12 protein-coding genes are annotated in these 14,446 nt (G+C 64.1%); 9 read left to right on the forward strand and 3 right to left on the reverse strand.

The features are described from left to right. Positions 1-74 precede the first annotated feature (74 nt). The 8 genes from gcl to RBH77_RS12990 all read left to right on the forward strand — a co-directional run bounded on the left by gcl (position 75) and on the right by RBH77_RS12990 (position 9,225). Positions 75-1,865 (forward strand): glyoxylate carboligase, encoded by a 1,791-nt coding sequence (gene gcl / locus RBH77_RS12955; protein ID WP_311028010.1) that lies wholly within the window; start codon positions 75-77, stop codon positions 1,863-1,865. Positions 1,866-1,956: 91 nt separating this feature from the next. After that, positions 1,957-2,751, forward strand: coding sequence for a hydroxypyruvate isomerase (gene hyi, locus RBH77_RS12960; RefSeq protein ID WP_311028011.1), 795 nt, complete (start codon positions 1,957-1,959; stop codon positions 2,749-2,751). Positions 2,752-2,813: 62 nt separating this feature from the next. Next, positions 2,814-3,698: a 2-hydroxy-3-oxopropionate reductase gene (locus RBH77_RS12965; protein WP_311028012.1), complete on the forward strand. Its 885-nt coding sequence runs from the start codon at positions 2,814-2,816 to the stop codon at positions 3,696-3,698. A gap of 177 nt (positions 3,699-3,875) precedes the next feature. Beyond that, positions 3,876-4,391 (forward strand): MarR family winged helix-turn-helix transcriptional regulator, encoded by a 516-nt coding sequence (locus RBH77_RS12970; RefSeq protein ID WP_311028013.1) that lies wholly within the window; start codon positions 3,876-3,878, stop codon positions 4,389-4,391. An 18-nt stretch (positions 4,392-4,409) separates the two neighbouring features. Next, positions 4,410-6,125 (forward strand): thiamine pyrophosphate-requiring protein, encoded by a 1,716-nt coding sequence (locus RBH77_RS12975; protein ID WP_311028014.1) that lies wholly within the window; start codon positions 4,410-4,412, stop codon positions 6,123-6,125. Between the two features lie 148 nt (positions 6,126-6,273). After that, positions 6,274-7,320 carry a TRAP transporter substrate-binding protein gene (locus RBH77_RS12980; RefSeq protein WP_311028015.1) on the forward strand — a complete coding sequence of 349 codons (1,047 nt, stop codon included), beginning with the start codon at positions 6,274-6,276 and terminating at the stop codon, positions 7,318-7,320. Then, positions 7,317-7,895, forward strand: coding sequence for a TRAP transporter small permease (locus RBH77_RS12985; protein WP_311028016.1), 579 nt, complete (start codon positions 7,317-7,319; stop codon positions 7,893-7,895). The genes RBH77_RS12980 and RBH77_RS12985 overlap by 4 nt, the downstream gene beginning before the upstream one ends. Positions 7,896-7,902: 7 nt before the next feature. Next, entirely contained in the window at positions 7,903-9,225 is a 1,323-nt protein-coding gene (locus tag RBH77_RS12990; protein WP_311028017.1) for a TRAP transporter large permease, read from the forward strand. Here the strand turns inward: RBH77_RS12990 and RBH77_RS12995 are convergent. Beyond that, positions 9,194-10,012 (reverse strand): AraC family transcriptional regulator, encoded by an 819-nt coding sequence (locus RBH77_RS12995; RefSeq protein WP_311028018.1) that lies wholly within the window; start codon positions 10,010-10,012, stop codon positions 9,194-9,196. The genes RBH77_RS12990 and RBH77_RS12995 overlap by 32 nt on opposite strands. Before the next feature lie 125 nt (positions 10,013-10,137). On the opposite strand from RBH77_RS12995, the gene RBH77_RS13000 reads away from it, so the two are divergent. Continuing rightward, positions 10,138-11,409, forward strand: coding sequence for an MFS transporter (locus tag RBH77_RS13000; RefSeq protein ID WP_503623914.1), 1,272 nt, complete (start codon positions 10,138-10,140; stop codon positions 11,407-11,409). Positions 11,410-11,412: 3 nt separating this feature from the next. Here RBH77_RS13000 and trhA read toward each other — a convergent pair whose 3' ends face one another. Next, positions 11,413-12,105, reverse strand: coding sequence for a PAQR family membrane homeostasis protein TrhA (gene trhA, locus RBH77_RS13005; RefSeq protein WP_311028020.1), 693 nt, complete (start codon positions 12,103-12,105; stop codon positions 11,413-11,415). 71 nt (positions 12,106-12,176) lie between these two features. Then, on the reverse strand, positions 12,177-14,255 hold the full coding sequence (gene pbpC / locus RBH77_RS13010) for a penicillin-binding protein 1C (RefSeq protein ID WP_311028021.1): 2,079 nt from the start codon (positions 14,253-14,255) through the stop codon (positions 12,177-12,179). Positions 14,256-14,446: the final 191 nt, after the last annotated feature.

Here is a 14,446-nt window from a genome sequence, read left to right on the forward strand (position 1 = left end):
GAAATAGTTTCCATTTAATGCTTTTCAAACGACAAGGAAGAGCTAAGATCGAGGCAACCAGGATGGAGGTCGCCATGGCCAGGATGCGTGCCGTCGATGCTGCGGTATTGGTTCTCGAGAAGGAAGGTGTCGCCTGCGCGTTCGGCGTGCCGGGCGCGGCGATCAACCCGCTCTATTCGGCGCTGAAGGCGCGCGGCACGATCCGGCACGTCCTCGCCCGCCATGTCGAAGGCGCTTCGCACATGGCGGAAGGCTACACCCGCGCGAAGGCGGGCAATATCGGCGTCTGCCTCGGCACGTCGGGACCGGCCGGCACAGACATGATCACCGGGCTTTATTCGGCGTCAGCCGATTCGATCCCGATCCTCTGCATCACCGGGCAGGCGCCGCGGGCGCGGCTGACCAAGGAAGACTTCCAGGCGGTCGATATCGCCGCGATCGCTGCGCCCGTCACCAAGTGGGCGGTAACCGTCATGGAGCCGGCGCTGGTTCCTTTCGTGCTGCAGAAGGCGTTCCACACCATGCGCTCGGGGCGGCCAGGGCCGGTGCTGGTCGACCTGCCGATCGACGTGCAACTCGCCGAGATCGAGTTCGACGCCGACACCTACGAACCTTTGAAGCCCTACCGGCCGGAGGCGACACGGGCGCAGGCCGAAAAGGCGCTTGCCATGCTGAACGCGGCCGAGCGGCCGCTGATCGTCGCCGGCGGCGGCATCATCAACGCCGATGCGTCGGACCTGCTGGTTGAGTTCGCGGAAATCACCGGCGTGCCAGTTATCCCGACCCTGATGGGGTGGGGCGTCATTCCCGATGATCACCGGCTGATGGCTGGCATGTGCGGGTTGCAGACTTCGCATCGCTACGGCAACGCGACGCTGCTTGCCTCCGATTTCGTGCTCGGCATCGGCAATCGCTGGGCGAACCGTCATACGGGCAATGTCGAAACCTATACGAAAGACCGCAAATTCGTGCATGTCGATATCGAGCCGACGCAGATCGGCCGTGTCTTCGCACCGGATTTCGGCATCGTCTCGGATGCGGGCGCGGCGCTGAAGCTCTTCCTCGACGTCGCTACCGAGTGGAAGACGGCGGGCAAGCTGCGGGACTGGTCGGGCTGGGCGGCGGAGTGTCGCGAGCGCAAGAAGACCATGCTTCGCAAGACGCATTTCGATCAGGTGCCGCTGAAGCCTCAGCGTGTCTATGAGGAGATGAACAAGGCCTTCGACCGCGACACGTGCTTCGTCTCGACCATCGGGCTCAGCCAGATTGCCGGCGCGCAGTTCCTGCATGTCTATCGGCCGCGCAATTGGATCAATTGCGGTCAGGCCGGGCCGCTCGGCTGGACGCTGCCGGCCGCGCTCGGCGTGCGCGCGGCAGATCCGGACCGGCATATCGTGGCGCTGTCGGGCGACTACGACTTCCAGTTCCTCATCGAGGAACTTGCCGTCGGCGCGCAGCACAAGCTGCCCTATCTGCACGTGGTCGTGAACAACGCCTATCTCGGGCTGATCCGCCAGTCGCAGCGCGGCTTCGACATGGATTACGAGGTGAGCCTTGCCTTCGATAACGTCAATTCCGGCAATGACGGCGAGGCTGGCTACGGCGTCGATCATGTCGGCGTCGCCGAGGCACTCGGCTGCAAGGCGCTGCGCGTCAAGAACCCGAACGAATTCGCCGGAGCCTTCGCCGAGGCGAAGAAGCTGATGAAGGAACACCAGGTTCCGGTCGTCATCGAGTTCATCCTCGAGCGCGTCACCAATATCTCCATGGGCGCCGATATCGACAAGGTCGTCGAGTTCGAGGAGCTTGCCGAACGGGGCGAGGACGCCCCGACCGCGATCGCCGCGCTTGCCGCGCTGGATTGAGTAAACCTCGGAGGAGGAGGGGAGCCGCGGCGGCCACCGTTCAAGGCGGCGCCGCGGCTCGCACAATTTCTTGGATCAATGGAGACCTGGGATGCCGAAATTCAACGCCAATCTGACGATGCTTTTCACCGAGGTGCCGGTCCTTCAGCGCTTTGCGCGTGCCCGCAAGGCGGGCTTCGAGGCGGTGGAGTTCCTTTTCCCCTACGAGTTCGAGAAAGATGCCGTGCGGCAGGCTCTTTTCGAGAACGGGTTGAAGCAGGTGCTGTTCAACCTGCCGGCAGGTGACTGGGCGGCGGGTGAGAGGGGAATTGCGATCCTGCCCGACCGGACCGAGGAATTCCGGCGCGGCGTCGCCTTGGCCGTCGAATACGCAGAAGTGCTCGGTTGCCGGCAGATAAACTGCCTTTCGGGCGTCGCGCCGGAAGGAGTGGCGGCCGAGATGCTGCACGAGACCTTCATCGGCAATCTGCGCCATGCGGCAGGCGAACTGAAGAAACACGGCATCCGGCTGCTCATAGAGCCGATCAACCGTTACGACATTCCGGGCTTCTTCCTGAACACGGTCGAGCAGGCCGACGCAATCATCAACGAGGTCGGCAGCGACAATCTCTTCATCCAGTACGATCTCTACCACCAGCACCGGACGCGGGGCGAGTTGATCGGCACGTACCAGCGGTACAAGGACCGCATCGCTCATATCCAGCTTGCCGATAATCCGGGCCGCAACGAGCCGGGGACGGGGGAGATCAACTACGATTTCGTCTTCGCCGCGCTCGACGCAGCAGGCTACGACGGCTGGATCGGCTGCGAATACAAGCCGAAGACAACCACGGAAGAGGGACTAGGCTGGCTTAGAAGGGCGGAGAAGGCGAGGGCGGCCGCGTAGGTGTGCGGCAAAGGCTAGGACAACGCCGACATTCAATTTTCAAATCCAGACAGGATAGTCACATGACCACGATTGGTTTCATCGGCCTCGGCATCATGGGAACGCCGATGGCGCTTAATCTCCAGAAAGCCGGGCATTCGCTTACCACCTCCAAGCATCGCAAGGCGCCGGCGAAGGAACTGCTCGACGGCGGGCTGAAGGTGCTCGACACGCCGGCGGACGTGGCGAAGGCTGCCGAAATCGTCATCCTGATGTTGCCCGACACGCCGCAGGTGAAGGACGTGCTCTTCGCTGAAAACGGAGTCGCTTCAGGGCTTTCGGAAGGAAAGCTGGTGATCGACATGAGCTCGATCTCGCCGATCGAAACCAAGGCGTTCGCCAGGAAAATCCGCGATCTCGGCGCCGAATATGTCGACGCGCCGGTGTCGGGCGGCGAGGTCGGCGCCAAGGCGGCGACGCTCACCATCATGGCGGGCGGGTCGCAGGCGGCGTTCGAACGCGCAAAGCCCTTGTTCGAACTGATGGGCAAGAACATCACGCTGGTCGGCGATTGCGGCGACGGTCAGGTGGCCAAGGTGGCGAACCAGATCATCGTCGCGCTCAATATCGCTGCGGTTTCGGAAGCGCTGGTCTTCGCCGCCAAGGCGGGCGCCGATCCGGCCAGGGTACGCTCGGCGCTGATGGGCGGGTTCGCGTCCTCGCGTATTCTCGAAGTCCATGGCGAGCGGATGATCAAGCGCACTTTCGATCCAGGTTTCCGCATCGAGCTTCACCAGAAGGATCTGAATCTGGCGCTGGAAGGCGCGCGGGGGCTAAGTCTTGCATTGCCGAACACGGCCTCGACCCAGCAGCTTTTCCACTCGATGGTGGCGAACGGGGAGGGTGGGCTCGATCATTCCGGCCTCGTCCGCGCGCTGGAGCGACTGGCGAACCACACCGTCGCATGAACGAACGATCTGCCGAAGTGTGACGTCGGCAGATCGTTCGGGCGGCAAGATAGTTTGAGACAAAACTATCTTGCCGTGGCATACCCTATCCGATAATGTAGTGTGCGATCTGGGGCGCTCCTTCATGGACGCCGGCGCGCGGAGCGGACAGGCTCCGGCATTACGGAGAGGGAGCGGATGAGGTCGCGGACCGCGACGCCCGGAAGCGTTTCCAAGGCAGTCCCGAAACGAGCCGACGATGGCGGCTCCGCGGTGAAGTCGAAGGATTTCAGCCTCGGTCTTCTGGAGGACCGTATCGGCTTCCATTTGAGGCTTGCCCAGAACGCATCCTTCAAGGCGTTCAAAAAGAAAACCGGCGAGGCGGATCTGAAGCCGGGCTGGTTCGCCGTGCTCAGCCTCATCCACGACAATCCGGGTATCACGCCGCTGGTGCTGAGCCGCGCCAGCGGCCGCGACAAGTCGACCATCACGCCGGTGTTGCGCGACCTCTTGCGCAATCACCTGATCGAGCGGCAGACGGTGCCGGCCGACAAGCGCAGCTATACGCTGTCGCTGACGAGGGCAGGCAAAGCCAGGCTCGCGGAACTCACGGCGCATGCGGAAGCGCATGACCGGGTTCTGGACGAGATCGTGGGAGAGGGCCGGCCGGAATTGCTGCGCCTCCTGCGCCTTATCATCGCCTCCCTCGACTGAATGGATTACGGGCCGCCGATGTACACAGCCAGTACCGCTTTTCTCGAAGCCCTGACCGAGGCCGGCGTTTCCTATATCTTCGCCAATTTCGGCAGCGACCATCCGGCGCTGATCGAGGCGATCGCCGAGGCGAGGGCGCATGGAAGGCGCATACCCGCGATCATCACCTGTCCCAACGAGATGGCCGGCATGAGCGCGGCGCAGGGCTATGCCCAGGTCTCCGGACAGCCACAGGCGGTGATCGTGCATGTCGAATGCGGAACCCAGTCGCTGGCAGGTGCCGTCCATAACGCGGCCAAGGGACGGGCGCCGATGCTGGTCTTCGCCGGTGCATCGCCCTTCACGCAGGAAGGCGAGATGCGCGGCAGCCGCAACGAGTTCATCCAGTGGATCCAGGATGTGCCGGACCAGCGCAGCATCGTGCGCGGCTACATGAAATACGAAAACGAGTTTCGTACCGGCAAAAACATCAAGCAGATGGTGCATCGCGCTCTGCAGTTCGCCATGAGCGAACCGAAAGGGCCGGTCTATCTCGTCGGTGCGCGCGAGGTGATGGAAGAGGAACTGACGGACGCAGTTTCGATCGACATGGCGAGGTGGCGCCCGGTGGAGCCTGCCGCGCTTCCTCAGGAGGGGGTCGAGCAAATGCTCGCGGCCTTCGCTCAGGCGCGCCGGCCCCTGGTGGTGACGTCCTATCTTGGCCGCAATCCCGATGCGGTGGCCGAACTGGTGCGCTTCTGCGAGAATGTCGGCGCGGGCGTGCATGAATCGGTGCCGAGCGCGATGAACTTCCCGCACGACCACGATCTCTATCTTGGCAACCAGTGGAACGAGCCGCACCAGAACGAGGCTCTGGGCGAGGCGGACTGCATTCTTGTCATCGACAGCGACGTGCCGTGGATCCCGACGATCAGCCGGCCGGCCGGGGGCGTGCCGATCTTCCACATCGACGTCGATCCCCTGAAGGAGAAGATGCCGCTCTGGTATATCGGCGCGGAACACTCCTTTCGCGCCGATGCGGCGACCGCCTTGGGTCAACTCAACGATGTGCTCGCCGTGCGGCCTTTCGACGGCGCGCGGGTTGCCGAGCGGCGCAGTCGTTTCGCGGCGAAAAGCAAGGCGCGGCGTGAGCGGCTTGCTACGCTCGAAACCGGAAGCAATGGGGTCATCACGCCGGAATTCCTGACGGCGGCGGTGCGCCGGCATATCGACGACGATACGATCGTTCTCAACGAGGGCATCACCAACTATCCGGCGGTCTCCAATCATATGGCGATGACGCGGCCGGGCTCGATCTTCGCCAGCGGCGGCGGTTCGCTCGGCTGGAACGGTGGGGCGGCCTTCGGCGCCAAGCTGGCGGCGCCCGACAAGACGGTCGTCGCGCTGACCGGCGACGGGTCCTACATGTTTTCCATCCCGTCTTCCGTGCATTGGATGGCGGCGAAATACGGCGCGCCCTTCCTACAGGTGGTCTACAATAATCGCGGCTGGAAAGCGCCGCGCTTTTCCGCGCTCGGCGTGCATCCCGACGGCTATGCCAGCCGCGCCAACGACCTCGACCTCTCTTTCGATCCGTCGCCCGACTATGCCGGCATCGCGAAAGCCGCGGGCGGCGCTTATGCGCGCAAGGTGGAGCGGCCGGAGGAGGTGGAAGAAGCAGTCGCCGAGGCGCTCCGGGTAGTGCGCGAAGAGAAGCGCTCGGCGGTGCTGGATGTGTGGCTGCAACATGGGTGAGGCGAGGTTAGATAATTTACTTGTTAATTATCTTCGGTCTGCTACCGTGCGGATCGGAGGTAATGGGAGGGCCGGAGTCAGCTGACGACGCCGGCTGAATGCTGGAAGTCGCGTCTTCGCGGCTCCGGGCAATAGAGGAGGAGAACAGATGTTGAAACGCAGGCAATTTCTAGTTTCGGCGGCGGCGATGCTTGCCGCTCCGGCCGTCATCGGAAAGGCACGCGCGGCCGACCCTGAGGTGACGCTCAAACTGCACCACTTCCTCGGGCCGAAATCGCCCGCTCAGGTCAAAATGCTGCAACCGTGGGTGCAGGCGATCCAGGACGAGTCGAAGGGGCGGGTCAAGATCGACATCTATCCGTCCATGTCGCTCGGTGGCTCGCCGCCCCAGCTCTTCCGCCAGGTGGCGGACGGCATCGTCGACATCGTCTGGACAGTGAACGGCTATACGCCGGGCCTCTTCCCGCGCTCGGAAGCGTTCGAACTGCCGACCGTCTTCACCAACGACATCGTGGCGACGAACCTCGCCATGCGCGCCATGTTCGACGAATATCTCGCCGAGGAATACAAGGCCGTGCACGTACTCTTCAACCACGTCCATGCCGGGCAGGGCATCCACATGGCCGAGGCGCCGGTGCATACGCCGGACGACACCAAGGGCAAGAAACTGCGCGTTCCCGGCCCGACTGGCAATGCCGTCGTCGAGGCGCTGGGCGCGACGCCCGTGACCATGCCGGTGCCGGACCTGCCGCAGGCGCTGACGACGCATGTCGTCGACGGCGCGCTGGTGCCGTGGGAGATCATCCCCGCCCTGCAGCTTCAGGAATCGACCAAGTACCAGATCGAGGGGCCGGACAATAACCGTTTCGGCAACACCACCTTCCAGGTGTCGATGAACAAGGCGCGCTGGGAAGGATTGCCGGACGATCTGAAGGAAGCCTTCGACAAGCATTGCGGCGAGGACTGGCTGCGCGAAGTCGCGCGCATCTGGCGCGAGGACGACGACGAAGGCATCAAGATGGCTGTCGATAGCGGCAATGAGCACATCGTTCTCACGCAGGAACAGATGGACGCCTTCAACAAAGTGCTTGCGCCCGTGGTCGACAAATGGATCGCCGCCCACGCGAATGCCGGCTTCGACGCCAAGGCGCTCGTCGAGGCGGCCAGAAAGACCATCGCGGCGAAGAAGGCGTGAGCGCGCTCGTCCATCCGGCGGAAGGGGGCGACGAGCCCCCGCCGCCACCCAGCCGCGGGAGGTTGGCGGCGGTCCTGGCGGCGGCGATCCGCTGGTGGGCTCTGCTCGGCGGGGTGGTGACGTTGGCGCTGGCGTTCATGACGGCGCTTGGCGCGATCTCGAACATCCTTTTCGACAAGCCGTTCGCCGCCGACTACGAACTGGTCAAGCATTTCATCGCCATCGCCATCTTCATGTTCCTGCCCTACTGCCAGTTGACCGGGTCGAACGTGACGGTGGACATCTTCACCGAAGGCATGAGCGCGCGTGGCAAGTCGGCGATGGTCGCCTTCTCTTCGCTCTTCGCGGCAGCCTTCTCCGTCCTGCTTCTGGTGCAGATGTATGCCGGCTTCCTCTCCTACATCGCCTATCCCGAGGTCACGCCGGTGTTGCATTTGCCGCTATGGACGGCGTTTCCGCCGATCCTCCTGTCGCTGGCGCTGCTTCTGGTCGCGTCGCTGATCACCCTCGTCGAGGGCTGGCACGGTTTCCGCCATGGCGGTGGCGTGCCGCCCGCAGCCCTGCCGGTCGAATAGGCGTCCCATGCTCGACAGTTTCTTCATCGGCATCGCCGGACTTGTGTGCCTGCTGGCGCTGATCGCGGTCAGGGTTCCCATCGCTTACACGATGATCCTTGTCGGCATCATCGGCACGACCATCCAGTCTGGGCCGGCGATCGTCCTCAACCAGTTGAAGGACCTCGCCTACGCGCAGTTCTCCATCTACGATTTGTCGGTCCTGCCGATGTTCATCCTGATGGGCGGGCTGGCTTCGCGCTGCGGCCTGTCGCGCGATCTTTTCCGTGGCGCCAATGCGTGGCTCGGCCGCTTTCGCGGCGGCGTGGCGATGGCGGCTGTTGCCGCCTGCGCAGGTTTCGGCGCGGTCTGCGGTTCGTCCACGGCCACCGCTTCGACTATGGGGCAGGTCGCGCTGCCGGAATTGAGGCGTTACAAATATTCGCCGTCGCTGGCCACCGGCACCATCGCTGCCGGCGGCACGCTCGGCATCCTGATCCCGCCCTCGGTCGTTCTCATCGTCTACGCCATTATCGTCGAAGCGAATGTGGTGACCATGTTCGCGGCCGCACTCATCCCCGGCATCCTCGCCATGCTGCTCTTCATGCTGACGGTGGCGGTCTATGTTCGGCTCGTGCCGGGCTCCGGCCCGACGGGGGAGGCGGTGTCGCGAAGCGAGCTTCTTGCCGCAAGCATCGGCGTCATTCCCGTTCTCGTCGTCTTCGGCGTCGTCATCGGCGGCATCTATGCTGGCATCTACAATCCGACCGCGGCAGCCGCTGTCGGCGTCTTCCTCGTCGTCGCTTACGGCTTCGTCACGCGCCGGCTGTCGATCGGCGGGATGGGCGACGCGCTCCTGGAGACGGCGCGCACGTCCGGCATGATCTTCCTCATCCTGCTTGGAGCGGAACTTCTCAAGATCTTCATGGCGCGCGCCGGCGTGCCGCAGGCGGCCGCCGAGGCGTTGCAGGGTAGCGGCCTGTCGCCGGTAATGATCCTGGTCCTTATCATCATCCTTTACCTCATCCTTGGTTGCCTGATGGACAGCCTGTCGATGGTAATCCTCACGGTACCTTTCTTTTGGCCCGTCGTATCGGGGCTCGATTTCGGGCTTTCGCCCGGTGACCTCAAGATCTGGTTCGGCATCATCATCCTGATCGTCGTGGAACTCGGTCTCATCACGCCACCGGTCGGCCTCAACGTCTTCATCATCAACTCGCTCGCGCCCGACGTGCCAATGCGCCAGACGTTCAAGGGCGTCATGCCGTTCTTTGCGGCGGAGATGCTGAGGATAACGCTTTTGGTCGCCGTTCCCTCGATCACGCTGCTCCTGCCGCATCTGCTGGCCTAGCCACGAGCGAGGTGTTGCCGGCCATGGCGATATAGCGGCGCGGCGGCATGCCGAGCCCGCGCTTGAACATGGTGGTGAAGGCCGCAGCGCTCTCATAGCCGAGGTCGAAGGCGACATTGGCGATCCGCTCGCCCGACATCAGGCGCGGCAGCGCCGCCAGGAGACAGGCCTGCCGGCGCCATTCCAGCGCCGCCATGCCCGTCTCGCGCCGGAAGGCGCGGGTAAAGGCGGAGCGGCTCATCGCCATTTCCGCCGCCCAGCCGTCGATCGTTTCATGTGCTGTCGGCGAGGCGATAAAGCGCCGGCAAAGCATGGCGAGCCGTGCCTCGCGCGGCATCGGAAGCGAAAGCGCGGTGCGCCGCAAGAGCGGGATCTCCTCCAGGATCAGTGCCATGATGAGGCCGGCTCGGCCGTGCGGATCGTATTCGTGCGGTAGCTTCACCGCCTCGCCGAGCAGGCTTTTCATCAATTCGCTCATGCGCACGACATGACTCTGCGCCGGTTGGCTGGAAAGGACGCCCGGCTCGATATAGATCGACCCGGTGGTGAGCGGCTCGATCATCTCGACCGAATGGCGGACACCGGCCGGGATCCAAATCGCATGGTCGGGCAGGATGAGCCAGCGGTTGCGCTCGGCGATGACGATCGCCATGCCTTCGAGCGCGCATAGAAGCTGGGACCGGCGGTGGCTGTGCGGCAGGATCCGGTCGCCGGCGGGGTAGTGCGACCGGCGAACCAGGACCGGACGCGGGATCGTTTCCAGGTCGCTGATGTCTACGATTGTCACCGCTTTGACCCAATCGCAAAAGAAATTGAGCTAATCACGAAAACAGGTCGCGTAGCAAGGCGCTATATCCCCGCTCTTGCGAAGCATATGAGTCGAATGGAAGCGGGTCGCAGATCATGACCGTGATGGAGCGCAAAGAGGCAACGGCGGAAAGCGCCAAGCCCGATTCGAAAAAGCCCGGCACGAACGAGGCCGCCGGGCCGAGCGCCGACCAGACGGTGTTCGCCATCCTGGCGGCGCTCTCGTTCAGCCATTTCCTCAACGACATGATGCAGTCGCTGCTGCCGGCGATCTATCCGATGCTGAAGACCAATTATGCCTTGAGCTTCACGCAGGTCGGGTTCCTCACGCTGACCTTTCAGGGCACGGCGTCGCTGTTCCAGCCGGTTGTCGGCATCGTCACCGACAAGCGCCCGCAGCCCTACGCGCTCTTCTGCGGCATGGGGTTTACCCTGGTCGGGCTGCTGCTGCTCTCCAACGCCTCGCATTACGGAGTGCTGATCGTCGCCGCGTCGCTGGTCGGCATGGGGTCGGCGATCTTCCACCCGGACGCCTCGCGCGTGGCCCGGATGGCATCGGGCGGCCGGCTCGGACTGGCGCAGTCACTGTTTCAGGTGGGCGGAAATTTCGGCTCGGCGATCGGGCCGCTGCTCGCCGCCTTCATCGTCCTGCCTTTCGGCCAGTCGAGCCTTGCCTGGTTTTCGCTTGCCGCGCTGACGGCAATGGCAGTGCTATGGAACGTCGGCGGCTGGTACAAGCGCAACCATCTCGCCGTGGCGAAGCGGGCAAAGTCGTATGGAGCCCCGCCCGCTCTTCCGCATGCGCGCGTTGTTGCAACGCTCATCATCCTCGGCATGCTGGTCTTCTCGAAATATATCTATCTCGCCAGCCTATCGAGCTATTACACCTTCTACCTGATCCACAAGTTCGGTGTCTCCGTGCAGACATCGCAGATCCTGCTCTTCGTCTTCCTCGGCGCGGTGGCGGCCGGCACCGTCATCGGCGGGCCGCTGGGGGACCGCTTCGGCCGGAAATACGTGATCTGGGTCTCGATCCTCGGCGTGCTGCCGTTCACGCTGGTACTGCCGCATATGGGTTTGGTCGGCACGGCGATCCTGACGGTTCCGATCGGGCTCATCCTCGCCTCGGCCTTCCCGGCGATCATCGTATACGCGCAGGAATTGCTACCGAGCCGCGTCGGCATGGTCGCTGGCATCTTCTTCGGCTTCGCCTTCGGTATGGGCGGCGTCGGCGCCGCCGGGCTCGGCATCATCGCCGACGCGAAGGGCATCGACTTCGTCTATGCCATGTGCTCCTACCTGCCGGCGATCGGGCTTCTCACCGTGTTCCTGCCGAACATCGAAGGGCCGCGCAAGCGTCTGCTCAAGACGGCCTGAGCCTCAGATGCGGGAGATTACCAGGCTGTCCATGACCGCGCCGAGATGCAGCGCGGCCCCCAGGAGTACACAGCCATGCCATAGCGCTGTCTGGTAGCGCAGCCGCCGCCAGACGTGGAAGGTCACGCCGATGCTGTAGGCGATGCCGCCGGCCGCGATCAGCCAGAGGGTCGCACGCGGCAGCGATACCGACAGAGAATTGAACACGACCACGCCGCTCCAGCCCATTGCCAGATAGAACACCACCGCAATACGCTCCAGACGGCCCGGAAAGAGCAGCTTCATGGTGATGCCGAGCGCCGCGGCTCCCCATATGAGCCCAAGCATGAGGCGCGCCGTCAGCGGGTCGTTCATCTGAACGAGGAAGGGTGTGTAAGTTCCAGCGATCAGAAGGAAAATCGCTGCATGATCGAAGCGCCGCAGCGCTCGTTTGATTGGTGAGATCGGCCACATATTGTAAGCGGCCGAAAGCGACAGGACGATGACGAGCGACGCCACGTAGAAGATCGTTCCTATATATTCCCGTAGACTGGCGTGGAAGGCCGAAAGTGCCAGCAGCACCGACCCTGCGGAGATCGCCAGGGTGACGCCGAGGCCATGTACGATCCCGTCGGCGATCAGTTCACCGCGCGAGCAGTGAAAGCGCGCGGCAAAGGGAACCCGCGCCGTCGCGGGATAGAGGCTGTCATCCGCCATGGCTCACTCTATCATCTAGAATTCGACAGGGATTTGACAAACAGTGCGCATGTTGCCGCATCCGTCGGACCCTACTGGACGTAGACGGAAACGCTCGCCGCGCGCCCGGCCGCGTCGATCACGGTCAGCGTCGAATAGCCGTCCCCGTCGGGCATCCAGCGGCTGATCCGTGTACGCGCCAGTTCAGGCAGAGGCTTGCCGTTTGCAAGCCAGCGGAAGGGCGCGCGGCCGCCCTGCAGCTTCAGGAGAAGCGGTGTGGCGGGGTCGCCGTCGGCCGGGCCGAGTTCGACATGCGCGCCTTCCGGCGGGAAGATAATCCGGGGCGGCGGTTCAGGAATTCCGTGCACCGGCGGCAGTTCGCCGGGCGGCGTGAAATCGCGCAGTGTAACCGGCAGGTCGGCACGCGCCGTGCGCAGCGCACCCGCCGGCGCGCGTGGCAGCGGCGTTACGGCAAGACCGGATTTGGCGAAGGCGTCGAAGAGGATGGGCGCGGCCGAGACATAGCCGGTCAGGCCCGGCACCGGCCCGCCGTCCGGCCGGCCAACCCAGACACCAAGCACGTGGCGGCCGTCGAAACCGATCGACCAGGCGTCGCGATAGCCGTAACTGGTGCCGGTCTTGTAGGCGATGCCGGTTGTGCGCGAGCCTTCCGGCGGGCGCACGCCCGACAAGATGTCGGCCACCTGCCAGGCCGCCTGCGGCTCCATCAGCGTCGCGGAAGCCGGTTGGTGCGAGGGTCTGTCGTGCAGCACGGCGATGTGCCCCCCGTTCGGGAAGGCGGTGTAAAGCTGAACCAGATCCTTGAGTTTCAGACCGACGCCGCCAAGGCCGATGGCTAGGCCGGGCGCCTCGCCGCGCGGAAGGACCGGATTGACGCCGGCTCGCCTGAAGCGCGCCATCAGCCTCAGCGGCCCGACCGCATCGAGAAGGCGGATAGCCGGCACGTTGAGCGACATCTGTAGCGCCTGACGGATCGAAACATTACCCTGGTAGCTCATGTCGAAATTCTTCGGGCGGTAGCCGCCGAAATCCGCCGGCCGGTCCTCGATTGTCGTTTCCTGCGCGATCAGTCCCTCTTCGAAGGCAAGTCCATAGATGAAGGGCTTCAGCGTCGAGCCGGGCGAGCGTTCGGCGTCCGTCATGTCGATCCAGCCGGCCCGACGCACGTCGAAGAGATCGGCCGAGCCGACCTCGCCGATGATATCGCCGGTCGGTGCGTCGGCGAGGATCATGGCAACCGAGACTTTCGGTCCGAGCCGGCGGGCCGCGTCGTGAGCCACTGCCTCCAGTTTGCTCTGGACGCTTCGTTCGATTGTGAGCTGAAGGTGGCGCGCGGACGGATCGGCGCGCATCGCATCGGCCGAGGCCTGCGCGGCAAGGGCCGGGAGTTGGCGGCGCACCTTCGGAATGGGTTCGGCCGAAGCGAGCGCGATCTCGCGTGGGACAATGACGCCGGCATCCTTCATCCGCTCAAGAACGCGCCCCCGCGCGGACCGTGCCGCTGCGGGGTGCCGGTCGGGCCGGCGGCCCTCGGGCGACTGCGGCAGCGACACAAGCAGCGCCGCCTGCGCCACCGAAAGCCTTTTCGGCTCCTCGCCGAAATAGGCGAGCGAGGCGGCCCGCACACCTTCCAGATTGCCGCCATAAGGCGCCAGCGTCAGGTAGTCGGCGAGGATCTCGTCCTTGGTCAGCCGCCGCTCGATCTGCAGGGCGCGGACGATCTGGACGAGCTTCGCCCAGACGGACCGCTCATCGCGCGGTTCGATCAGCCTCGCCAACTGCATGGAAAGTGTGGAGCCGCCCGAGACGATGTGGCCGTTGAGAACCCATTGCCCGGCAGCGCGGAAGAGCGCCGCGATGTCGACGCCGTGATGCGAATAGAAACGATGGTCCTCATAAGCGATCAGCATTTTGATCAGCTTCGGATCGACATCCTCGATATGTGTCGCCAGCCGCCAGCGGCCCTCGGGTGTGGCGAAGGCGCGAAGAAGATCGCCGTTGCGGTCGACCACCTCGGTCGAGACAAGCCCCGCTTCGGCAAGCGGCGGCGGGTAGGCGCGGTCGAGCGCGACAAGACCGAACCATGCGCCGATGCAGAGGAGAACGGCGAGGGATAGGGCGAAGAGAATGTATTTGAGGGAGCGGGTCATATGGCCACGCCCCTATCCGATGTCGGCTGCACCCCCCTCTGTCCTGCCGGACATCTCCCCCTCAAGGGGGGAGATCGGACGACACCGGCGCATCCGCCAATCGCTGGCCCCGGCAAAATGGGAGCAGGCCGTGGTGCTAGCTGATCTCCCCCCTTGAGGGGGAGATGTCCGGCAGGACAGAGGGGGGTGAA

The organism is Mesorhizobium koreense (assembly GCF_031656215.1).
GTDB classification, from domain to species: domain Bacteria; phylum Pseudomonadota; class Alphaproteobacteria; order Rhizobiales; family Rhizobiaceae; genus Mesorhizobium_L; species Mesorhizobium_L koreense.

Bases quoted from the DNA above. Each gene is read 5' to 3' on its own strand.
- gcl (WP_311028010.1), top strand. From the start codon at position 75: ATGGCCAGGATGCGTGCCGTCGATGCTGCGGTATTGGTTCTCGAGAAG.
- hyi (WP_311028011.1), top strand. From the start codon at position 1,957: ATGCCGAAATTCAACGCCAATCTGACGATGCTTTTCACCGAGGTGCCG.
- RBH77_RS12965 (WP_311028012.1), top strand. From the start codon at position 2,814: ATGACCACGATTGGTTTCATCGGCCTCGGCATCATGGGAACGCCGATG.
- RBH77_RS12970 (WP_311028013.1), top strand. From the start codon at position 3,876: ATGAGGTCGCGGACCGCGACGCCCGGAAGCGTTTCCAAGGCAGTCCCG.
- RBH77_RS12975 (WP_311028014.1), top strand. From the start codon at position 4,410: ATGTACACAGCCAGTACCGCTTTTCTCGAAGCCCTGACCGAGGCCGGC.
- RBH77_RS12980 (WP_311028015.1), top strand. From the start codon at position 6,274: ATGTTGAAACGCAGGCAATTTCTAGTTTCGGCGGCGGCGATGCTTGCC.
- RBH77_RS12990 (WP_311028017.1), top strand. From the start codon at position 7,903: ATGCTCGACAGTTTCTTCATCGGCATCGCCGGACTTGTGTGCCTGCTG.
- RBH77_RS13000 (WP_503623914.1), top strand. From the start codon at position 10,138: ATGGAGCGCAAAGAGGCAACGGCGGAAAGCGCCAAGCCCGATTCGAAA.
- trhA (WP_311028020.1), bottom strand. From the start codon at position 12,105: ATGGCGGATGACAGCCTCTATCCCGCGACGGCGCGGGTTCCCTTTGCC.
- pbpC (WP_311028021.1), bottom strand. From the start codon at position 14,255: ATGACCCGCTCCCTCAAATACATTCTCTTCGCCCTATCCCTCGCCGTT.